22 protein-coding genes are annotated in these 20,622 nt (G+C 38.6%); 2 read left to right on the top strand and 20 right to left on the bottom strand.

Going from position 1 to position 20,622, the window contains the following annotated elements; genetic code table 11:
* Window positions 1-313: 313 nt before the first annotated feature.
* The 8 genes from CLNEO_RS05235 to CLNEO_RS05200 all read right to left on the bottom strand — a co-directional run bounded on the left by CLNEO_RS05235 (window position 314) and on the right by CLNEO_RS05200 (window position 8,662).
* Window positions 314-4,468: an S-layer homology domain-containing protein gene (locus CLNEO_RS05235; protein WP_066085563.1), complete on the bottom strand. Its 4,155-nt coding sequence runs from the start codon at window positions 4,466-4,468 to the stop codon at window positions 314-316.
* A gap of 12 nt (window positions 4,469-4,480) precedes the next feature.
* A complete protein-coding gene (locus CLNEO_RS05230; protein WP_066085561.1) occupies window positions 4,481-4,732 on the bottom strand; it encodes a DUF6133 family protein in 252 nt (83 codons plus the stop codon).
* A gap of 17 nt (window positions 4,733-4,749) precedes the next feature.
* Window positions 4,750-5,088 carry a SpoVG family protein gene (locus tag CLNEO_RS05225; RefSeq protein ID WP_066085560.1) on the bottom strand — a complete coding sequence of 113 codons (339 nt, stop codon included), beginning with the start codon at window positions 5,086-5,088 and terminating at the stop codon, window positions 4,750-4,752.
* Between the two features lie 10 nt (window positions 5,089-5,098).
* Window positions 5,099-5,650 (bottom strand): YodL domain-containing protein, encoded by a 552-nt coding sequence (locus tag CLNEO_RS05220; RefSeq protein WP_066085559.1) that lies wholly within the window; start codon window positions 5,648-5,650, stop codon window positions 5,099-5,101.
* Window positions 5,651-5,662: 12 nt separating this feature from the next.
* Complete coding sequence (locus CLNEO_RS05215) at window positions 5,663-6,400, bottom strand: DUF3849 domain-containing protein (protein ID WP_066085558.1); 738 nt, start codon at window positions 6,398-6,400, stop codon at window positions 5,663-5,665.
* Entirely contained in the window at window positions 6,393-6,872 is a 480-nt protein-coding gene (locus CLNEO_RS05210; RefSeq protein WP_066085557.1) for a hypothetical protein, read from the bottom strand. The genes CLNEO_RS05215 and CLNEO_RS05210 overlap by 8 nt, the downstream gene beginning before the upstream one ends.
* A gap of 13 nt (window positions 6,873-6,885) precedes the next feature.
* Window positions 6,886-7,848, bottom strand: coding sequence for a DNA adenine methylase (locus tag CLNEO_RS05205; protein ID WP_066085556.1), 963 nt, complete (start codon window positions 7,846-7,848; stop codon window positions 6,886-6,888).
* A gap of 73 nt (window positions 7,849-7,921) precedes the next feature.
* Window positions 7,922-8,662 (bottom strand): BRO family protein, encoded by a 741-nt coding sequence (locus CLNEO_RS05200; RefSeq protein ID WP_066085553.1) that lies wholly within the window; start codon window positions 8,660-8,662, stop codon window positions 7,922-7,924.
* Between the two features lie 294 nt (window positions 8,663-8,956).
* Here CLNEO_RS05200 and CLNEO_RS05195 point away from each other — a divergent pair, with 294 nt between their 5' ends.
* Complete coding sequence (locus tag CLNEO_RS05195) at window positions 8,957-10,171, top strand: ATP-binding protein (protein ID WP_066085550.1); 1,215 nt, start codon at window positions 8,957-8,959, stop codon at window positions 10,169-10,171.
* 174 nt (window positions 10,172-10,345) lie between these two features.
* Here CLNEO_RS05195 and CLNEO_RS05190 read toward each other — a convergent pair whose 3' ends face one another.
* Genes CLNEO_RS05190 through CLNEO_RS05180 form a run of 3 tightly spaced genes read right to left on the bottom strand, consistent with a single transcriptional unit; the run spans window position 10,346 to window position 13,032 of the window.
* Window positions 10,346-10,807, bottom strand: coding sequence for a hypothetical protein (locus CLNEO_RS05190; protein ID WP_066085546.1), 462 nt, complete (start codon window positions 10,805-10,807; stop codon window positions 10,346-10,348).
* 1 nt (window position 10,808) lies between these two features.
* Window positions 10,809-12,467 (bottom strand): antirestriction protein ArdA, encoded by a 1,659-nt coding sequence (locus tag CLNEO_RS05185; RefSeq protein WP_066085544.1) that lies wholly within the window; start codon window positions 12,465-12,467, stop codon window positions 10,809-10,811.
* A 58-nt stretch (window positions 12,468-12,525) separates the two neighbouring features.
* Window positions 12,526-13,032: an SLOG family protein gene (locus tag CLNEO_RS05180; protein WP_066085542.1), complete on the bottom strand. Its 507-nt coding sequence runs from the start codon at window positions 13,030-13,032 to the stop codon at window positions 12,526-12,528.
* A gap of 103 nt (window positions 13,033-13,135) precedes the next feature.
* Here CLNEO_RS05180 and CLNEO_RS05175 point away from each other — a divergent pair, with 103 nt between their 5' ends.
* Window positions 13,136-13,375 carry a helix-turn-helix domain-containing protein gene (locus CLNEO_RS05175; RefSeq protein ID WP_242864158.1) on the top strand — a complete coding sequence of 80 codons (240 nt, stop codon included), beginning with the start codon at window positions 13,136-13,138 and terminating at the stop codon, window positions 13,373-13,375.
* Between the two features lie 35 nt (window positions 13,376-13,410).
* Here the strand turns inward: CLNEO_RS05175 and CLNEO_RS05170 are convergent, their stop codons facing one another.
* From CLNEO_RS05170 to CLNEO_RS05130, 9 genes are all read right to left on the bottom strand, one after another.
* Entirely contained in the window at window positions 13,411-14,103 is a 693-nt protein-coding gene (locus tag CLNEO_RS05170; RefSeq protein ID WP_157723480.1) for a hypothetical protein, read from the bottom strand.
* Window positions 14,104-14,321: 218 nt separating this feature from the next.
* Window positions 14,322-15,317 (bottom strand): hypothetical protein, encoded by a 996-nt coding sequence (locus CLNEO_RS05165; RefSeq protein ID WP_066085538.1) that lies wholly within the window; start codon window positions 15,315-15,317, stop codon window positions 14,322-14,324.
* 138 nt (window positions 15,318-15,455) lie between these two features.
* Window positions 15,456-15,812, bottom strand: coding sequence for a hypothetical protein (locus CLNEO_RS05160; protein WP_066085536.1), 357 nt, complete (start codon window positions 15,810-15,812; stop codon window positions 15,456-15,458).
* 200 nt (window positions 15,813-16,012) lie between these two features.
* On the bottom strand, window positions 16,013-16,666 hold the full coding sequence (locus CLNEO_RS05155) for a pentapeptide repeat-containing protein (RefSeq protein ID WP_066085534.1): 654 nt from the start codon (window positions 16,664-16,666) through the stop codon (window positions 16,013-16,015).
* A gap of 241 nt (window positions 16,667-16,907) precedes the next feature.
* Complete coding sequence (locus tag CLNEO_RS05150; protein ID WP_242864167.1) at window positions 16,908-17,276, bottom strand: 4Fe-4S binding protein; 369 nt, start codon at window positions 17,274-17,276, stop codon at window positions 16,908-16,910.
* A 114-nt stretch (window positions 17,277-17,390) separates the two neighbouring features.
* The gene (locus CLNEO_RS05145) at window positions 17,391-17,645 is read right to left on the bottom strand and encodes a hypothetical protein (RefSeq protein WP_066085531.1); all 255 of its coding nucleotides are present in this window, start codon (window positions 17,643-17,645) and stop codon (window positions 17,391-17,393) included.
* A gap of 239 nt (window positions 17,646-17,884) precedes the next feature.
* Window positions 17,885-18,673, bottom strand: coding sequence for an EFR1 family ferrodoxin (locus CLNEO_RS05140; protein ID WP_162266458.1), 789 nt, complete (start codon window positions 18,671-18,673; stop codon window positions 17,885-17,887).
* Between the two features lie 154 nt (window positions 18,674-18,827).
* Window positions 18,828-19,271 (bottom strand): hypothetical protein, encoded by a 444-nt coding sequence (locus tag CLNEO_RS05135; RefSeq protein WP_066085527.1) that lies wholly within the window; start codon window positions 19,269-19,271, stop codon window positions 18,828-18,830.
* 162 nt (window positions 19,272-19,433) lie between these two features.
* The gene (locus CLNEO_RS05130; protein ID WP_066085523.1) at window positions 19,434-20,399 is read right to left on the bottom strand and encodes a DUF4365 domain-containing protein; all 966 of its coding nucleotides are present in this window, start codon (window positions 20,397-20,399) and stop codon (window positions 19,434-19,436) included.
* Between the last annotated feature and the right edge of the window lie 223 nt (window positions 20,400-20,622).

The following is a 20,622-nucleotide window of genomic DNA, read 5'->3' as shown; positions in this document are numbered from 1 at the left end:
ACCACTTATAGACCCGTACATTCGCAAGTTCGTCAGGGCAACTGCCCATTCTCACCATAGGTATTTTATAGACCTCCGCAATATAGGTTGCACCATTCATCGCTGAACAGCTTTCCACAGCAACATATTTATTCTGTTTGGGCAACTCTCTCTCGACTTCACCGAGCGTCTGACAATTCTCTAATTACATTTCAAATTGCCAGTCGGAGTATTAAGGGAAGCGTTTCGGGACGTTACCCCCTCATTCCACTTCTCAGAGCATTAGTTCTATCGATTATCTATCCTCCTTTCAATCGATGCCTAACCTTTTCAGTTAGGAACGTGTCGCACTGCAGTTATGGTTTGTGTAGTAGTAAAATTCAAGCTTGGAATATGATCCGCTGTTAAGGCTTCGTTCAAAAGTGATACCGTTACTGGTTGTTTCATAGTCAAGTTGATCCCACTGATTTGTGCGTATGTTATAACCTCTCACTCTGCCGTAATCGTTACCACTGTGACCCGATACAGGGGGAACGGTAAAGGTATATCCCGTAATGGTAGCTCCTTCAATGCCATTTTCTAATATGGTAGAGTCAGGGCCCGACAAAGTCATACCGCCCGAGCCATTTGAATCAGCAACGAAGAACATAATAGCAGTCCAAGGGGATTCTGCCCCTGCACTGTCTACCGCTTTTACTCTCACTACATTTTTGCCTAGAGGGTACACTGCCGATTCCGCTGGTCTGTTCTGCCATACATAGGTGATGGCATCTCCATCTGCATCACTACTTTTTGCTGTTATGGTTACTGCAGTTCCCGGTGTAACACTGTTCCCGTTGGGAGTTCTGGTAATCACAGGCCGTTCAGGTGCAGAGTTTGCAACAGTAAAGCTCTTTTCCGACCACGGAGAATACGAACCTACAGAATCTTTGGCACGAACCTTTATGGTGTATGTACCTACTGCATAGTAGCCATCTGCATTTTTACCCTGCCATTCAATCACAGTTGCATCTCCGTCTGCATCTGCCGCTGAAGCAGAAATATTCACAAGAAATTTACCATCTTTCGCTGTTCTAGTGGGAGTTACTGTAAAATTGGTGATGGTCGGTGCACTGTTTGCAACAGTAAAAGTTTTTACTGCCCACTGTGAATATGCTCCAGCAATATCTTTAGCACGAACTTTCACGGTATGTGTTCCTACCCCATAGTAACCATCTGCTGATTTGCCTTCCCACTCAAGCTCAAATTTATCTCCATCTGCATCCGCCGCTGTGGCAGAAATATTCACCAGAAATTTACCATCTTTCATAGTTCTGGTTGGGGCTACTGTAAAATTCGTGATAGTCGGTGCAGCATTCACCACAGTAAAGGTTTTCACCGCCCACTGGGAGCACGCACCTGCAATATCTTTTGCACGAACCTTCACGGTATGTGTTCCTACCGAATAATAACCGTCTTCCACTTTGCCGTCCCACTCAAGCTCAAATTTATCTCCGTCTGCATCCATTGCTGTAGCAGAAACATTCACTAGAAATTTGCCATCTTTCACTGTTCTGGTGGGGGTTACCGTAAAGTTTGTGATGGTCGGTGCAGCGTTCACTACCGTAAAGGTTTTTACTTCCCAATTGGAATATACCCCTGCAATATCTTTGGCACGAACCTTCACCGTATGTGTCCCCACTGCATAATAACCGTCTGACGCTCTGCCATCCCACTCAAGCTCAAATTTATCTCCGTCTGCATCTTCCGCTGTAGCAGAAACTTCTACTAGGAATTTACCATTTTTCACTGTTCTGGTTGGGGTTACTGTAAGATTTGTAATAGTTGGTGCAGTGTTGGTCACATTGATTTCTTGTGTGCATCTGCTTTCTCTGCCAAGAACATCAGTTGCAACAGAAGTAAGGACAAATTTTCCGGTATTCGAAATTGAGATATTGCCGCCTTTTTCAGTCAGTGTTCCTGTATAGCTTTCTGTTTCGCCATTTTGGGTAAGTGCCCAAACAATTGTTGCATTTTCAGTATGCTTTGCATTTGAAATTGTCACTGGAAAGCTTTTTCCATAATGAACATCTGACGGCATTGTGAAGGTAAAATCCATTACCGGCATAATTTTGATTTCTTGACTGTGGGTATAGCTTCTTCCTAAAAAGTCTGTCATGGTTGCCGTTAAAACAAACTCACCATGTTCCTTGAAAATCACCTTTCCACCAAGTGCATTTAATGCTCCATCCAGCACTTTGCTTAAAGAAACAGCCTGACCATTTCTACTCAATGACCATTCCACAGGGAGGGTATTGTTATGCCCACTAGTTCTTAGGTCAATTGAAGTATCTGTATAAGCAACTTTCGGCAGGTTGAAATCAATTGTAAGCACAGGCAAAACCTCAGTTGTTTTCTTTGGCTCAAAAAGGAATACTCTGCCTGCTTCATCGGTCACTCTGGCAACAAGCTCATAAATTCCTGCCCGCTTAAACTTGATTTTTCCTCCTGCATTAGAAAGGGAACCATCCACAAAGGTATTCCACTCTTGATAGCCAAAGCTGTTATCTACAAGCCATTCAAGGTTGAGGTCATCCAAGTCTGTACTTTTTACCGTGATTTCAATTTCTGTATCCGTATGGGCATATTGCGGCTGAGTATAGCTGACCGTTGGCACAGGATACACCTTGATTTGTTGTTCATAGGAATAGTCTCTCTGTCCGTCATCGGTAAAAGAGGCTTTTAAAATATAAACGCCTTTTTCCTTGAAGCGCACCTCCCCGCCATCATTGGTCAAATTCCCACTGATAAATTCAGAAAGCTGCACATCTTTTCCGTCTTTTTTGAGAGACCACATCGCCGTATGGTTACCAATTTCGTCTAGTGTTGCTTCCACTTTTACCGTATCATCGGTGTGGAGTACAGATGGAAGATAAAAACCAACAGAGCCTACAGGATATGTGATTATTTCCGCCGTATCTGTAAAAACCCGCCCTGTTTTATCAGTTAGTGTAGCTGTAAGTCGATAAACACCCTTTTCCTTGAAACGGATATTGTTTTCACCATGAGCAAGCTCACCCTCAATGAAATTTTCAATAGCTACGGGTTCTCCATCTTTCATAAGTAACCATTTTACCGTCATATCCTCAGCTTCTTTTGTCTGAACATTGAAAGCAATGGTTTTGTCTGTATGGGTAACGGACTGCAATGTAAAATTGATTTCTGCCACAGGATAAATATCAATATTCTTTGATACCGTAGAAACCTTACCAAGTTCATCGGTAACGGTTGCAGTAAGTTCATAACTGCCTTTGCTGTTGAACTGCACGGTTCCCCCTGTATTGCCAAGTTCTCCTGTAACGGAATTTTCAAGTTTTACTTCCATACCATCTTTTATCAGAGACCACACTACAAGGTTGTGACCAAGATTTTCGGTTTTTAAATCCACCGCAGTACTGGTATCATTATGTGCTGTTTGTGGCATATCAAAGTCTACCGTCACCACAGTGTAAACGGTAACGGTCTGCTCTGTGGTAATTTCTTTTCCAATGCTGTTTTTGGCCGTTGCCGTAAAAGTGTATATGCCCTGTTCTCTAATTTTCACAATACCGCCGTCTGGCTTTAGCTCTCCCTCCAAAACGTCAGGTATTTCCACGGAAATATCATTTTTCAGGACAGCCCAAGTCACTGTGCTTACATATTGACTTTTGGCCGCCACCTCAATTTCTTCTCCCACATACACTGTTTCGGGAAGAATGAAACTAAACTGCGGCTCTGGCACATAAGAAGCACCTCCACTACCTCCGTTGGAGTTTTTCACCTCTGGATTTTTAATCACAGAACTTTGCTCTTTCTCTCTCCTAATCTGTTCTCTGGCTTCTTCCTGATTTACAAGCATTTTAAATGCTTCTGCACGGGTAGCACTGCCCGTGGGTTGCATGGTACCATCAGGATAACCACTAATAATGTGATATTTCTTCCCCATGCAAACGTAAATCTTATCTTCGCTTTTAATCAACTGTGCATCGGTAAAATCAAGCTCACAGCTACAATTTTCACTGTGATTTTCAGTTCCCAATGCACGAACCAGCATTTTCACCATCTCCAATCTGGTAATTGGCTCATCTGGGGAAAATTGATTTTCTGGATATTCTTCTTCCAAAATAATCTCAAGGCTGGTCAACTTCGTAATATTTTTTTCCGCCCAATGCCCCTTGACGTCAGTAAAATCGGAAGGTCTATTGACTGAACCATCTTGATTTCTTTCTATTTTTCGGTCAACCAATGCAGTAAATTCTGCTCTTGTTATCATTTCATCGGGGTGACAAAGACCATCGGGGAATCCCGATATCACACCCTCGTCCGTCAGCTTTAGGATGGCATCTTCGGCCCAATGCCCTAAACTGTCTTGAAATATCAGCTTTTCTGCATATGCACTCTCACTAAACATTACTAGTACAAGACAAATAATTAAAAATAGAGAAGTTGTCTTTTTTAGGTTCTGTATCATACTATCCCTCCATCAGCCTGCATAATTGAACATTTCCTTAATCTTGGTTACCAAGGTTGGCATCACCACATCGCCAAATAATGCATAAAGTCCTGCAAGAAGCAATCCGCCCAAAACCACAGCAATAAGAATTTTTACGGCACTGTCCACGTAATTTTCACCACGGTTATTGGCTGCTGCAAACCGTAGTTTAGCAGACTGCAATATAAAAAACGATTGTGCCTGTTTTGCTTTGTCCTTTACAAAAACGATTGAATTTTTCATTTCTTTCCCTCCTAATTTTACATGGTCATCGTTGGGGCACTGCTTTGCTCCTGTGTCATTGGTTCTTGTTTTTGCTCCTGCTTTTGAGTCAACGCCTGTTCATATGCACCCATCACTGCTTGGTCAAATTCCTTTCTTGCTTCTGCTGTGCACGGAAAACAAATATCCTTGTATTCTCCGTTTCCTGCTTTGTAACTAGGCATGGAAACAAATAAGTCTTTACTGCCCTCCATCACCTTGACGCCACGAATGGCAAAAGCTTCATTGATATTGACAGTTGCTGTTGCCTTTAAAGTTCCTTCTGGTCGTATGCTTTGAATCTTTACATCATAGTGAAGCTGATTGTTTTTCTTCATATTTATCCTCCTACATTTTTATTTGCATATCCTGCTTAAGCTGTTTGAAGCCAATCCCCTTGAATCCGAACTGGTCTACGTAGTGAAAAACACTCCCTTCGTCATCATAAAGTTCCACCACATCGGACATAGATAGGGAATGCCCCTCATAACCATACGGGTGGTCAATATTGAATTTGGTATAGATCCCCTCCAAATCGTTGGTAGCAAGCTCTCCATCATAAACGGTTTCATAATTTTCAATACGCGGTTCACCAAATTTCTTTTGGCTCTCTTCCAAAGAAATAAACCGCAAAGCAAAGTCCGAATTGGCTTTTAACTGCCAAATTCGGACTTTTTTTAGTGGCTTGATTTCACCATTCAATTCTGCCAGCTTTTCACCCCTGAAAAGCCGTTCAAATACACCGTCCGTCCAAGTAGCTGAGAGATTTTTCTCAGAAAGCCATTGTTTCAGTTCTTCCTTCTGAAACATGATATCCACCACTGTGTTTTGTTCCTTTACATATCCGGCCGGGTTGCCGTAGTAATAAATACAGCCTTTTTTGATTTGTATATTGCTCATTTTTCTACCCCCTTACTTCATTTCCATTCCTCCCATGCTTTGACTTTCTTCATTGCTCGCTCCCATCTCCTTTCGTTTTTCAACTGCCCAATATGGTAGGTGTTCTGCTTTTAATTCTCCAATAAAATCTGAGCGTTCATACTGACAACGCTCACCATCAAAGAGAAATCGCCCGAATACCTTTCTTCCACTTGCTGTGGGCGAACAGCCAAAACCACTCTCACACAAAACAAGCTGGTCTCGAGGATTTTTATACTCATCTTTGAGGTTTGTGGCACGAAGCACCATCACCCTCCCCTCAAAGTTAAGCCCTGTGGCATCGTTACAATGTTTTGCCTCCCATAAATTCAAGGCTTGGTAGGCTCGCCTTGCCTGATTGATAAAGCCATCCAGCACTGCAGGGTGACTATCCACTGCAAACTCCAGCCGTTTATCAAAGCCTTGAATCTTATCGGGCAGAATAAAAAAGTGATTTGCCCATTCCTTATTGTCACGAGAAAACCTGCCGTCATAACTTTTTTGCTGTATGGAATTGGCAAGAACAAAATTGACTCTGTCATAGCCAAACTGAGAAATCACTTGCTCTGCCGTGTTTTTTTCAAGCCTTAGACCATCAAAATTTTCACTGATGGCTTTTTCAATGGCATTTTTACAATCAACATTTGCTTTATGGGATTCCTTATATAAATCAAGCTCCTGATTCCCCTTTGCAAACTGAAAACTGTAAGGATATACATAATTCTTATCCATGAAGAAATTCCCCCTTTACAAGCAATGCATCAAGCTCGCCCATACAAATCCCATAGTTTGAAAGCAGTTCACGAATGTCCTCAGGAATATCTGCAATATCATGGTCATATTCCGCCTGTTCCACACGGACAATCCCACTATCTTCTTCAGCATAGGCAATCAATTTTGCATCTTTTGGAATTCCTGCTGTTTCCAGCATATAATCAGGAAGTTTAATATTTTCTGTATCCATTTCTTCACAATGACCACAGTCCTCACAAGTGCCACAGTTTTTCACCAATGTAGCAAGAAGATTTTGCGCGACTTCCGCAAGGGTCGCAATGGTTTTCACCATATCCAATGCCGTCATTTTTGCCTTTGTCAGTACCACAAGACGATCTAATGCAGTAACGACAACTTCATCTCCTAAATTTGCAAATTCAATCATTTCGTTTTCAACAGTCAAGCCTTGCTGTTCATTCAATTTTTTCATGTACATATTCCTCCTAATCCTCTTTTAGGTAATATTCAAACTGTTCATCCTCGTCCTCCAAATCAGAAAAAAGGTTCATTTGAAAGCTAAAATCCTTTATAACCATCTTCTTTGGATCAAAATTTGTAATTATCACTTCTCTGTACTCCGCACCTCCTTCATAACGCTGAGCTAAGTTGTTGATACGGACAACTGTGCGAATATGAAAATCCTTATACAACTCCCTGATATACTCACAATCGTTGTAGGACACCATCCAAAGTCCCTTGCAAGCTGAAAGAGTATCCCGAAGTCTTACATGGTTTTCTTTTGGAAAGCCAACAGCATAATGCCCTTCTGTTCCATAATAAGGCGGATCACAATAGATGAACGCGCCCTCCCTGTCATACTGTTTAATGAAATCCTCAAAATCTTTGTTTTCTATAACAACGTCCTTTAATCGTTCCGAGGCTTCCCATATAATTTTGAAACACTTTCGAATGTCACATGGCTGACCGCCAAAGGAGGTTGTACTACTACCGTAGCTGTACTTTATGAGCTTAAAAAAAGCTGTGGCTCTTTTTACTTCATAAAGCTCTGCTTTCTTTTCATACAAAAGCATCATTTCCTCAGTAGACGGAGGAGGGATATATTTTTCTGCCAGTTCCAGCTCCTCAGCCATATAGTTATCTGTGAATTCTTCCTGTTCAATAAATTTTCTTAAAACCCCAAATTCATCTCTTGAACACAAAGGCAAAAACCCAAGCTCTTTTAGAAAAGCTAGAGGACGTTCTTTTACACACAAAAAAAGGTTTACAAGATTTGAATTAAAATCGTTGTAAACCTCCATGCAGTTCTTTCTCTGTCTTTTCCCAAAGAGTACCCAGCCACCACCTCCGAATACTTCTATATATCGTGTATGATTTTTAGGAAACAGCTTATATAAAAGCTTTCTTAAAGCTTTTTTCCCGCCGATCCACGAAATAAAGCTATTCACTCTACAACCACCTTCCTTCGAAGAAACAAAAAAAGCCGACTGCTTTCCTGCCTAAGCAGAGAAACAATCGACCTTAAATTTGTTCGTCTTTTCCTATTCGTTCTAAAAAATGAAGCTTTCCCAGAACAGTGATCAGTGTCTGCGTACCATGATACCCATTGTTACAAAAGTCTTTGATTGCAAAAATTCCGTAATGCACATAAGGCTGCATTGGTAAAATCCTTTGATGTTTATCTCGGTAGACATATTTTTTATCAATAAGAAACTGTGTAAACGCCATTGGCTTTAGCCCCAGTTCCTTGGCAGTAGTGCGAAAATCAGTGATCTTTTCAGAATCAATCAGCTTATCAAAATATTTTCCTTTGGGTACAAGGGTTGCAATCTCATTTTTTAAATTCTTGTTTTTCTGTGTCTCAAGAAGAAGCTGTTTTAAAAACAATTCTAAGCTTTCAGGATTTGCCATAATCTCGCCAAGTTTTGGCATGGTAATATAAGCCCCATGTTTTCTAATGGATGGCAAAACTTCCGTGCTTACCCAGCGTTTAAACTTTTTGGCAGTTGGCAGCTTACTTGAGAAAATAAGGGAATAAAGACCACTTTCGTTGATTGCTACCATCACTCGGTTTTGCCTGCCGTCGTGAATTGCGACGTCAGCCTTATCTTCCTTTTCCACATGTTTAGATAGGCTATCTCTGGTATTGGAATAACCCAATATTTTTGCGGCATCTTTTCCTACAAACCAAGGTTCACCGTCAATTAGTAAAGTTCTTATTTTACCAAATTCTTCTTTTTCAAAAATCAAAAGTTCATACATTTCACTCTTCCTTTCCAAACAAAAAGGCCGACAGATTAATATTTTTCACTCATCCTGTCGGTTGGTTTATACTTTTCTCTTTCAATTCTTGATGGTCTCTTATGAAGTTCCTTCTTTTCTGTCTTATTCATACTATGAATCCGCTCATCAACTGGATTTCGGGTTAAAATGTTGAATTTTGCAGAAATATAGTTTTTATAAGTTATAACTTATAAAAACTCCATATATAACTTGAATTCAATCCGTATCTGTGGTAACATATATCTCAAATATGACAAAGGAGGTCTTGCATTTATGATTCGTCGAGAGTTATATATGAGCCGCATCCGTCCCTTTATCGGAAATGAGCTTATTAAAGTTTTAACCGGCATACGCCGCAGCGGAAAGTCCGTCATGCTGGATTTGATTCAGCGAGAGCTGGTAGACTCCGGCGTGAACGAGGAGCAGTTTATTTCTATTAACTTTGAAAATATGAGCAACGCACACCTTTGTTTTGCCGAGGCTCTGCACGAGGAGGTCACTCGGAGGGTAAATTGCATCCATGGGAAGGCATATCTTTTTTTTGATGAAATTCAGGAAGTCGTTGGCTGGGAAAAGTGTATCAATTCCTTTCGAGTTGAATTTAATTGTGATATCTATATCACCGGCTCAAACGCCAAGCTGCTTTCAGGAGAGCTGGCCACATACCTTGCAGGGAGATATGTTGAATTTGTTATATATCCCTTTTCCTTTGGAGAGTTCTCGGAGTTGTATCATACCGTTTTTCCTGACTCCGATTCGAGGGAGATGTTTACCCAATACCTTACCGACGGCGGGATGCCGTACCTGAGCAACCTCCGCTATGCCGAACAGCCCAGCCATCAGTATCTGCAAGACCTCTATAACTCTGTTGTCCTGAAAGACATCGTAAAACGCAACGGAATTCGTGATGTTGACTTGCTGGAACGTATCATCGCATACATTACGGCAAACGTTGGGACGACTTTCTCCGCTACGGCAATTTCAAAATATCTAAAAAGCGAGGGACGTGCTGTTGCGCCGGAAACCATCTTAAACTACATTAAGGCTTGCGAAGATGCCTTTCTGTTTTACCGTGTCCGCAGGCAAGATTTGCAGGGTAAGAAGATTCTCACCGTCAACGAAAAATACTATATTGCCGATCACGGAATCAGAGAAGCTGTTTTCGGCGGTAATATGAAGGATATCAATCTCATTTTTGAGAACATCGTATTTATGGAACTCCTGCGTCGAGGCTACAAGGTCACTGTTGGAAAAGCAGGAGAAAAAGAGATTGATTTTATTGCTGAAAAACAAACACAGAAACTCTACGTTCAGGTAGCTTATCTGCTGGCATCAGAGGAAACCATTCAGCGTGAATTTGGATCATATGATACCATCAGGGACAACTTCCCAAAATATGTTGTGTCCTATGATGAATTCGATATGAGCAGGGACGGATTGAAGCATATGAATATCCGTGAGTTCCTGTTGTCTGAGCAATGGAATTGAATCTCTTCTATTTACCTTTGTATAAGAAAATGCCCACCATGGTTTCCATGCCATAACGGGCATTTCTTTAATTCTATTTCTTTATATTATTTTATACTCTGTATACAGATTGAAGTTCACATCGTTACTGTCAGTCTTTTCTCTTTCATTCAGACTTTTTGCCTACAGCAATTTTCACTGGCTTATCCCCCCAATCCCTTGGGAGCCAATAGATTGCTCCTCCTTTGGTTCCAAAAATCCATCCCCTTTTCGTTCTTGTTTTTGCTGATTTTGTTTCACAAGCTGTTCCAATTTTGAAACGGCCTGGATTATAACAGTGTCGTGATTGAAGCTGTCTGAAGCTTTGTAGTTTGAATCAATTCTTTCATCACCATTTTCTTTTATCAGAATATCTATCGTAACGATTTCATCCTTTGTTACACCCAATCGCTTATTATCACTGACTGAGGCTTGGTATTGATAGATGGCATCTTCCAAGGAAGATGCATATTCCAACATCTCATTTGGCAGTCCTAAGTTTTCCAACACGAACCATCGGTAGGGGTGGGTGGCGGTTGAATCGGATGCTCTTTTCAGAGCTGCCAAGCCTTCATTTGTAAAACCAAACTGACTATTTTCTTCTGCTTCCTTTGGCATCTCACATTCCTCCAAACTTCATATCATGATTTTGTAGTTTTATTTCCAATTCTTCAGACGTCTGCAAACTCCAGTTTTTTGCTCCCCAAAAACTAACGTTTACTTCTTTACCGTTGCATTTAATTTCTCTTTGCTCAAAACCTTCGCCCCAGCCATCACTGGTTTGACCTGTAATTTCATCTTTTATTCTGGCAAGTTCCCTATCATCAAGGGGTGCATTTAAAATGAGATTTGCAACTCCCATAAGCTGACCATTCACTTCTTCCGCTGTGAAATCGTATCTTTTTACTTTTGCATTGACGCTATCCTGATCGCAGTAGTATCTCATCAACCCACGTTCCGTTTCCTCGGGCAAGGCATTTCTCTCAATCGCCTGCAATATTTCATCTTTATATTCTGCCAGCTCATCTGGGCAAACATCGATTTTATAATCCACCTGATAAAGATCTCCATAGTCATTCTCATCATAATACGTGGTCCCACAAAGTGGCATATACAGCTTTAGTTCCTGAAAGTCTTGCTTTGGGATTGCTATTCCAAAATGCTCCCATAAAACCTGTGCAAGTTCCCCATTATAACCGTGATAGAGAACATATCCCTTTTCAGTAAATGCTCCATTTTCACTGGCAATTTTCTGCTTGCCATAGCGTTCAAAGTCTATGTATTCTTCAAGATTCTCGTCATAGTCAAAATGACCGCTTTCACAGATGATATATTTACCGTATTCTTCCGCAGTATGGATATTGGGGAAAAGTTCAAACTCATACATACTGTCCAGAAGTGTTTTTAAGTCCTTTTGATTATCTGACTGAACAAATTCCATCAGCTTTTCAAAATAACTTTCCTCTTGGGTGCCAATCTCTCGAAACTTACTTGCAAAGTAATTAAGATTGTCTACATTCTCGTAGAGCGGTTTATCGGAAGTTATAATTTCAAGCATTGTTTCTGGAAAATGATCACTTGTGAGACCTAGATTGCAATCCGACAGTGAATCTGCATCCAACCTCAGCAAGGCATATTCTATTTGCATTTGAGTGCAAGGCAGATAGAGAAATTGGCTATAACCGTCTTTTCCCACTTCCAACTCTGCCATTTCATCTTGCCAATGATACAGGGGAAAATGCAGTCCATCATAAATTGTCTGTATGGGATTTTTGTTTTGATAAAGGATTCCATAGGGAGTAATTCTTGTGTTAGGATTTTCAGCAAGCAGTTTCTCAAAATACGCTCTGCCGTCAAACTCTTGCAATTCTTTCTCGCTGACCGCACCTTGCTCTGTTAGGTACATTTTCTTGCCTACTCCGTCAAGGTTGCTGAAATCGGCAACAAGGCTGTAACAGTGGGTGTTAAAAGTGATATTGATAAGGTCTGCGGTAGTTTCTGCCTTTTCTGCATATGCCATAGCATAGAAGGTTTGCAGCTCATCCCTATCAAAACTGTCAAACCGTTTCATTAGGTAGTCCAGCTCATCAATATTGCAGGGCTTATCTTTTAGGAGAGTTGATAGACTTTCATCCGATACAGCTACAATGGTACAGTTGGGTTCTGTACTTGGGAGGATTTCTAAGCTAAGGCAAGCTTTTTCAAAATCCTCAGCTTTCCAAGGAAACCAAAGGCTTTCCCTTCTTTCGTTCACAGGGTTCTGGATTGTTATTCTCATTTTTTCCTCCGTTCTGTTTTTCGCATTAAAAAAGAGTCACCTTTGTGACTCGAATTTATTAGGATTCGTATAAATTTATTATTTGCACTTTGTTTTTCTCCGCATATTTTACAGTGTATGCTGTCCCTCCTTTACTTCCGTCATAGTAGCATATCATTTTACTGCTATTGTCCACCATATATCGGTTTCTCTGGTGAAAACAACCTTGATGATATTTTGCATTTAGGGTAATGACCTCATCGCACTGAGCCAGAGTTGTAAAATAGATTTCTCGGTTCTCCTCGTTCCAGTTTTTTGGCTGTTCTTCATAGGGAACGACTGCAATGAGCTTTATTACTTTCGGCTCTGATATATGTACTACTCGTTTTCGCATGAGCACAATTTCTGCACACAGTAAATCAAATCCATAGCACGCTCCGAAGTAAAAGGTATCTGTTCCTTCTTTAATTGCTTTGTCAACTTCCTCCCCTATTCTTAATTTTAAGTTTTCTAGATTCTCACTGTTTTTTGGAAGCCTTTCACTTCTGTGACCACTAAAACATAAAGTGTTTTCATTTTTTTGCATAGTTTTATTCCTCCTTTTTAATACTATATATATAGTATCTATTTATATGTATATAGTCAATATGTAATACTACATATAGAATAGCTGTAAAGAGGTGACTAATATGAACAATAACTCAATTTTTGAAATAAAAGATTACGGAAAAGTCCGTTTTCATGTAAAAGAAATCATGGACAGCAAAGAATTGACCCGAAGCAAGCTTGCTAAACTTGCCAACATTCGTTTTGAAGTAGCCGATAAATGGTACCACGGAAACATTGAGAGAATGGATATAGATGTTCTTACACGTATTTGCTTTGTTTTGGATTGCCAGATTTCCGATTTGATGACCTATACAAAATAAAGTTAAGTTCATCGTAGTGTAAAATTAGGCTTTCATTACATTTCAAGACTCAAAATTTCACCGCCATATTTTACAATGAGAATTGCATGAATAATAGCCATAAAAGTTTGATGATCAATCAAGTGCCTATCTGCAATTTCGTTTAGCTTTATGTATTCTTTTCCGGTATAGATGGTTTTTGCCACCTGGTATAGGGCATAGCTGTTTGTGGTCATACCATTAAGACGTATTTGCTTAAATTCAAAACGATTGTAATATATATGCTCTTTTGCAAGACTGCATAACCTACCATCTGCGGTCAGCAGAAACAGAGTGGCAAGGTAGCGTGGATTTCTGTCCATTTTATGAATTTTGAGCATCTCACAAACATTTTCAAATCTTTTCTCATGGGCTTCACTGATAAACCAGCCATCTGGAGAACTTGCAATTAAATCTGAAAGCCTTTTTCTAAAATAGAAATGGCTGATCTCAGAAAAACATTCTATAATCATTTCTCTGTAGGTTACTCTACCCATCCCCATGCTGTTCGTAAGATTTGTGCAAGCGGTTCCTCCACAATTTTCTTTACCGCATTTTTCACAGGAACGGCACTTCTGAATTCCTCCTTTTACTCCTATTGTTTTTCCCACTACAATCAATCCTTTCTGCCTTGGCGCAAATCTAGGAACAAGCATCATCAATTGTTCCACCTCCTGTAATTTTGTTCCATACATAAATAATCTTGACATTTTTCTCACATTCCTTTCATTTTCGGGCATAAAAATAGGCTTTAGTTCAAGCAGGAGTCCCTGCCAAACCAAAGCCTATTGATTTTCTTATATGAAAAAAGAGCCATAACATCGTATTCATTTACGTGGATGTCATTGCTCTCAGAAATTTCGTTATTATATTGTTTGGACGTTCTTTCCCCTCCTGATATTAAATCTTAGCATAGGATTCCATGTTGCTATAGTTTTTCAGAAAACTCAAAAACGTCTCCTGGATTAATATATTCAAAACCAGATTCTGTAATGGTTAACACCGCCATATTGTCTTGTACGGTAATTATACCTTTTACCTTATAAACTTCATCTTCAAAAGAAAGAGTTTCTCCATGGATCTTAGCAACTCCATCTAATTGTGCCAAACGGAAGATACCAATCGTGGCTTGATATGACTTATCTTCCAAATATGTTAAATCCAAATCACTATATATGTCTTCGGTTCCTTCCCTGTCAACATACGAACCCGAATAATCATCCTTCTTTTGGGGTATAGCCATTTCTTCCGATACTTCCTTGTCACTGTTTTCAATAGTTTCGTTAACGGTAGGTACTACTTCATCTGTCATAATCCATACATCATGAACCTTTGAAAACTCCAATGTTTCCGTATGGTCAAACTTATCAAAGAGCTTAAAATCAACAGTGACATATTGTTTTTCATCCTTTTCTTCTACATACTTCAGACTTTCTAAATCACATTTCATAGCACCGTAGCCCCTTGGACCCCTTCTTAAATAAAGCTGTCCCTCATATTCCAAAAAGTCGTTTGAAAACCATTGATCAATAACTTCATCCGATAAATATTTTCTTAAATAGTCCCTTACCTCAGCATTTGTTTTGAAGTTTGTTACAGGATAATAATCGGAACATGTAGGGTCAATAAAATAATTCGCATATTTGCTTTCTTCTCCCAGTTTAAAAAGCAGAGCAATATCACCCATGCCATCAGCATAGGCACTCTCGCTTTCATAAGCAGCTAAATAGCTATCTTCATCAGATCCAACCTCTGCACCAAACATCTCCTGCACACAGGAATTAAGGCAAACCACATTAGGCGTAATATCCTCTAAAAACTTTTCCTTACTGAACGCCTCTGCTTTAGACGTAGCATTGCAAGCAGCCGTAGAAAAAATCACAAATGCAGATAAAACTAATATCGCTATTTTTTTCATAGTCATTCTCTTCTCTCCTGTATAACAAAGATACACGCAATAAAATAATTAGTATTTTTGTTCCGAATGCACAACATTGGACTCTTTCTGATCAGACTGTATATCATAAACATACTATGAAACTGAATCCTCTACAGATTTTGCTCATTTTCTTTGGGTAATCAGTTGAACTCGAGAAGTTAAACTATAACCATTTTCTACAGAGTTTACATCTACTGTAATTTCGTCTCCCACCCTATAATCATTGTATGATAAATCTTTAGTTTCACCAGTTTCGTTGTCAGCATATATATAATAGACATTATCACTTTCACAACTAATGTAGCATTTTTCGCACAAAATACTATCCTTATCTAAGCTTTTAACTACAAAGCCTTTTAGCTCAGTATTAATTTCTAAAATTTCTGCATTTAATCCCATATGTGTAACTTTTTTCGCTCCACATGCTGAAACAAATAAAAGTATTAATATTAATAAAATTATCGTCATCAACCTTTTCATTAAATTAGGCCACCCACATTCATAAATAATATTTAGTATTGTATGTTCCATTATGGTACAACTGTGTACCTATCTGACTGGTTCCGCTGTGTAAACACAATGTGCAGTTCATGTAGAAAAGCTGCAAGCTCATTGTGTGCCATAATGGATAAGAGCAATCTGTATTCTTCATTCTAAATTTAAAATATTAGGCATTTTAATTACCGATTAACAATGATACCCAAAAGACCAATCAAATCAGCTGCTTGAAACATATTTATAACCATTCCTTTCAACTCAATAGGAGGAGTAGATACCAATGGCATTGTGAATTCATTTTCAGTAAAATCCACTGTTGCTAGCATTGTCTTAAAAAAGTTATTTTTTATGAATCTGGAATTTTTTGCTACAAACTTTTTCAGTTTTGCTTCAGAAATAGATGATTCAGTAAAATCGATGTTATCAAAAAGAACTTCAGTCATTTTAGTTTCATCAAAATTTGAATATTTAAAATTTGACTGTTCAAAAGTAGTTTGCTTTATAACCGTACCGTGCATATCCAATCCAACACATTTACAGTCAACAAATTGGCATCTTTCAAAATAAACGTCTGCGAATTTACTATTTGAAAAATCACAAGATTGGAATATAACATCAATAAAGCTCGCGCCTTTAAAGTCGCAACTGCAAAATTTACAATTTTCAAGAATACTTGATCTTAGTTCCATTCTGGAAAAATCCATTCCTTCGATTCTTTCAGCATAACTTTTTATTGCAATGATTGAGATATCATCTGATAAACGATCCTTCACATAAGAATAAAACGCATCTATCTGCATAACCTCTTTGGATATTTTGGGTTTAGCTACATTCATAGTTTCATACTCTCTCTGATAACAAGCCTTAAGCATGCTCTTCATATTGCATTTTGTGGACATTTGTCATGTATGGATAACCAGTAATTTACCAGTCTGTACGTTTGGTATGTCATAAACATAATGCGCAATCCTACATAGTTTTATCTCACCCATACAGCTTGTTTAGTTACTTCCTTAATAGTAAGTTTAATCAAGCTTTAATTGCCCATCCCATTTCGCTATAAATGCCTACAAGAACCTATAAAAATGTTTCATTTTCTTTTCTTTTAATACCCATATGACGGAAAACTGCTCTTAAAACAGGCCAACAGAACTCCGCTATGCTGGCTGATTTAGGGCAGACTTTCACACAGGCATAACAACGAAGGCATTTCTGCTCACTAATTTCCAGAGTATTCAGGTCAATTGCACCAACCGGACATTTGCGAGCACAGGCTCCACAGGCATTGCAAACAGATTTTTTAACTTGAGGTTGTCGGATTAAAAACCGAGTACCCGAATCCGGGAACTCGGTAATAAACTTTGGCAATACACTTTTGGGAACGCTAATCTGCGTAAAATTTTTCGTATCTATTTTCTTTTGAATGTTTTCACCAAAAATGCGCATCTGAAGCAAATCATATTCATCCGGCCTTCCATAACCTACTGGAGCCGTTTTTGTTGCATATGTATGCTGACCTATAAATGCCCCAGTCGCAATTAGTCTAAAGTTATTATTTTTTTAGAACTCTTTAAATTGCTCAAGGCTGATTCCAAACCCCATATTACCATAAACAGAAATTGCTACAAGTTGATTTCCATTTCCTTTAATTCCTTGGAAAAAGTCGTGTAGAAAATGAGGAATTCTTTCTCCATAAACCGGCGTTGCTATAATAGTTAAGTCACTATCCAGTATAATTCCATTTTCCCTGCTCTCAGGTAAAGTAATATTCCTAAACTGTACATCACCCTTTAATCCCTGTGAGATTGCTGTCACAAGTGCTTTTGTTTACCGGTTGCGGAAAAGTAAAATATCTCCGTTTTCATAATTCTCCAACTTTCTTTCATATTTCTTCAATTGAAGGTTTTTTCCTTGCTTTTTCATTGTATAAACATAATACGCAATCCTACATAAGTTTTATCTCTCCCATACAGCTTGTTTAGTTACTTCCTTAATAGTAAGTTTAATCAAGCTTTAATTGCCCATCCAATTTCGCTATAAATGCCTACAAGAACCTATAAAAATGTTTCATTTTCTTTTCTTTTAATACCCATATGACGGAAAACTGCTCTTAAAACAGGCAAACGAAACTCCGCTATTCTGGCTGATTTAGGGCAGACTTTCACACAGGCATAACAACGAAGGCATTTCTGCTCACTAATTTCCAGAGTATTCAGGTCAATTGCACCAACCGGACATTTGCGAGCACAGGCTCCACAGGCATTGCAAACAGATTTTTTAACTTGAGGTTGTCGGATTAAAAACCGAGTACCCGAATCCGGGAACTCAGTAATAAACTTTGGCAATACACTTTTGGGAACGCTAATCTGAGTAAAATTTTTCGTATCTATTTTCTTTTGAATTTTTTCACCAAAAATGCGCATCTGAAGCAAATCATATTCATCCGGCCTTCTATAACCTACTGGAGCCGTTTTTGTTGCATATGTATGCTGACCTATAAATGCTCCGGTCGCAATTAGTCTAAAGTTATTATTTTTTGAGAACTCTTTAAATTGCTCAAGGCTGATTCCAAACCCCATATTACCATAAACAGAAATTGCTACAAGTGGATTTCCATTTCCTTTAATTCCTTGGAAAAAGTCGTGTAGAAAATGAGGAATTCTTTCTCCATAAACCGGCGTTGCTATAATAGTTAAGTCACTATCCAGTATAATTTCATTTTCCCTGCTCTCAGGTAAAGTAATATTCCTAAAATGTACATCGCCTTTTAATCCTTGTGAGATTGCTGTCACAAGTGCTTTCGTTGTACCGGTTGCGGAAAAGTAAATTATCTCCGTTTTCATAATTCGCCAACTTTCTTTCATATTTCTTCGATTGAAGGTTTTTTCCTTGCGGTTTCATTGTATAAACATAAAGCGAAGCTCGCATTTGCTGTAGGCTAATGCATTTTTTTAATTTTTTCCTTTTCCATTCCCATATTTCAATTGTGAATCTTATTTAATGGAATTTAGTCAAAAGTTTTTCCCATTCGGCTAAATACTTTTCTTTCTGGACTCTAAACCATATAGAAAATTCTGTACAACAGGGGTCATCCCCTTGCATGATATAAACATAGTCCCTTTTTTCCCAGATAAGTATTTGCCAAGACTGTTCGCAATCGTCAAAAGGGTTCCTAAGTGTACCTAACGGAATATCTGATATACACATTATACTAATATCTTTCTCAGCCTTATCCCACCATGGAAATGAAGCTATCATCCTGTTTAAGCTGTTGCTAAAATAATAGAGATGCATGCCCAAACTACCACTTTCTATTAAAGTGATCTGGAAATCATCTATTAGCGGAAAAGCATTTAGATCTAGCAAAGGTAGTTGCTGCGAATAATTATAATCTCTTAATCTTATTGCCCTGTCATTCTTATAAAACTTTCTCTTACCCATTTCTTATACCTCAGTATTTTATTTATAAATATCCTCTTGTAACTGCGTATTTTTGCTATAGCCTATATTTAAGTCCAAGACCCTTTGGCTTGTCCGGTATAAACAAACTGCGAAGCTTAGCTATGTAAAGCTTGCTGATAGGCAGCTAAAATAATAACCACATTAATCCATAAAATTATCAATAAAATAGCCTTTTCCTGTTTCCAAAAAGTTTTCCATATTCAAAAATGATTCGCCCACTTGATTTAATGTTAATTTTAGTCTATAGAAGTCGACCTCCCCAGCTCCATTTCTGTATGGGTATAGTTTTTGGGGAACATCACTATATTTCAAAAGTTTGTCATCCTTCTTACCCAGAATGGATACAACCATTCTATCTAAAATATCTCGTTTTGAATAACAATCTTCCTCTATGTTATTTTCATAAAATTCGTCATCTACTTCCACATTAGCCCAAGGAAATAGCTCTTTTATCACCAGCTCATATTTTTTTGACCCAAATCCAAACATTTCGCGTGAAAAGAGTGTTTTTGAACATCCATCATCTTCCTCAGTCTTAAGAATAAATGTTCCTCTGCCAGAGCTTTTATTAATCCATTCTTGAACCTCTAATATAAGCGAGCCTCGTTCTTTTGCTTCCAACATCCACTCCTTGGCCACGACTAAAGAAGACCAACGTCTTTGGTATTCACTTTGGTTATCTGCCAAAATCTGAAGATTATACTTTGCCGCCTCTAATTCCTGTTGAAAAGGTATTCTTATTTTCCATCCATTCCCAGTCGTCTTGGCTGTTTGCTTGTTTATTGTCTGCCATATGCATTTTCTACTTGTTGGCGAATAGAGGACAATAATAACTGGCAACGAATGATTTAGCCAGTAATTAAAATGTTTGATTTCGCCGCGATAAATCACGAAATCATCTTTTATTTCTTTAAAATATGAATCTCCAGACTTAATCTGTACTGCAATCATTTTTCCAGAGGCATAATCATTTGTTCTTGTCTCTATTATAGCATCTATTCCATAATCGCTCGTCAACTGTTCTCTGAAAATGAAACCCATTCTCTCAATTAATAGACCACACTCATGCACTCCGATGCGTCCAGTTTCTTCACTGAAATTTGCCATCATTTACACCTCGTTTTAAATACCCATAATTGCTATCACAGGCTTGTCCGTCCCATAAACATTATATGAAACTTAAACCGCTGACATTTTGTCAGGAGGTTAATTTAAAAATCCTCATATACATCATCATTATGGCATTTTAGTGGCTAAACAACAGAAATGTCTTCTCTAATATACAGAAGTGGTATAGATGTATATTTAACAGCATCACGATTAATTATAT

This window comes from Anaerotignum neopropionicum (assembly GCF_001571775.1).
Taxonomy (GTDB): Bacteria; Bacillota; Clostridia; order Lachnospirales; family Anaerotignaceae; genus Chakrabartyella; species Chakrabartyella neopropionicum.
Note: the sequence above shows the minus strand (reverse complement) of the source record. Positions and strands in the feature narration are given on the sequence as shown.

Coding starts and splice junctions, on each gene's coding strand:
- CLNEO_RS05235 (WP_066085563.1), bottom strand. CDS start 4,468: ATGATACAGAACCTAAAAAAGACAACTTCTCTATTTTTAATTATTTGT.
- CLNEO_RS05230 (WP_066085561.1), bottom strand. CDS start 4,732: ATGAAAAATTCAATCGTTTTTGTAAAGGACAAAGCAAAACAGGCACAA.
- CLNEO_RS05225 (WP_066085560.1), bottom strand. CDS start 5,088: ATGAAGAAAAACAATCAGCTTCACTATGATGTAAAGATTCAAAGCATA.
- CLNEO_RS05220 (WP_066085559.1), bottom strand. CDS start 5,650: ATGAGCAATATACAAATCAAAAAAGGCTGTATTTATTACTACGGCAAC.
- CLNEO_RS05215 (WP_066085558.1), bottom strand. CDS start 6,400: ATGGATAAGAATTATGTATATCCTTACAGTTTTCAGTTTGCAAAGGGG.
- CLNEO_RS05210 (WP_066085557.1), bottom strand. CDS start 6,872: ATGAAAAAATTGAATGAACAGCAAGGCTTGACTGTTGAAAACGAAATG.
- CLNEO_RS05200 (WP_066085553.1), bottom strand. CDS start 8,662: ATGTATGAACTTTTGATTTTTGAAAAAGAAGAATTTGGTAAAATAAGA.
- CLNEO_RS05195 (WP_066085550.1), top strand. CDS start 8,957: ATGATTCGTCGAGAGTTATATATGAGCCGCATCCGTCCCTTTATCGGA.
- CLNEO_RS05190 (WP_066085546.1), bottom strand. CDS start 10,807: ATGCCAAAGGAAGCAGAAGAAAATAGTCAGTTTGGTTTTACAAATGAA.
- CLNEO_RS05185 (WP_066085544.1), bottom strand. CDS start 12,467: ATGAGAATAACAATCCAGAACCCTGTGAACGAAAGAAGGGAAAGCCTT.
- CLNEO_RS05180 (WP_066085542.1), bottom strand. CDS start 13,032: ATGCAAAAAAATGAAAACACTTTATGTTTTAGTGGTCACAGAAGTGAA.
- CLNEO_RS05175 (WP_242864158.1), top strand. CDS start 13,136: ATGAACAATAACTCAATTTTTGAAATAAAAGATTACGGAAAAGTCCGT.
- CLNEO_RS05170 (WP_157723480.1), bottom strand. CDS start 14,103: ATGTCAAGATTATTTATGTATGGAACAAAATTACAGGAGGTGGAACAA.
- CLNEO_RS05165 (WP_066085538.1), bottom strand. CDS start 15,317: ATGACTATGAAAAAAATAGCGATATTAGTTTTATCTGCATTTGTGATT.
- CLNEO_RS05160 (WP_066085536.1), bottom strand. CDS start 15,812: ATGAAAAGGTTGATGACGATAATTTTATTAATATTAATACTTTTATTT.
- CLNEO_RS05155 (WP_066085534.1), bottom strand. CDS start 16,666: ATGAATGTAGCTAAACCCAAAATATCCAAAGAGGTTATGCAGATAGAT.
- CLNEO_RS05150 (WP_242864167.1), bottom strand. CDS start 17,276: ATGCGCATTTTTGGTGAAAACATTCAAAAGAAAATAGATACGAAAAAT.
- CLNEO_RS05140 (WP_162266458.1), bottom strand. CDS start 18,673: ATGAAAACGGAGATAATTTACTTTTCCGCAACCGGTACAACGAAAGCA.
- CLNEO_RS05135 (WP_066085527.1), bottom strand. CDS start 19,271: ATGGGTAAGAGAAAGTTTTATAAGAATGACAGGGCAATAAGATTAAGA.
- CLNEO_RS05130 (WP_066085523.1), bottom strand. CDS start 20,399: ATGGCAAATTTCAGTGAAGAAACTGGACGCATCGGAGTGCATGAGTGT.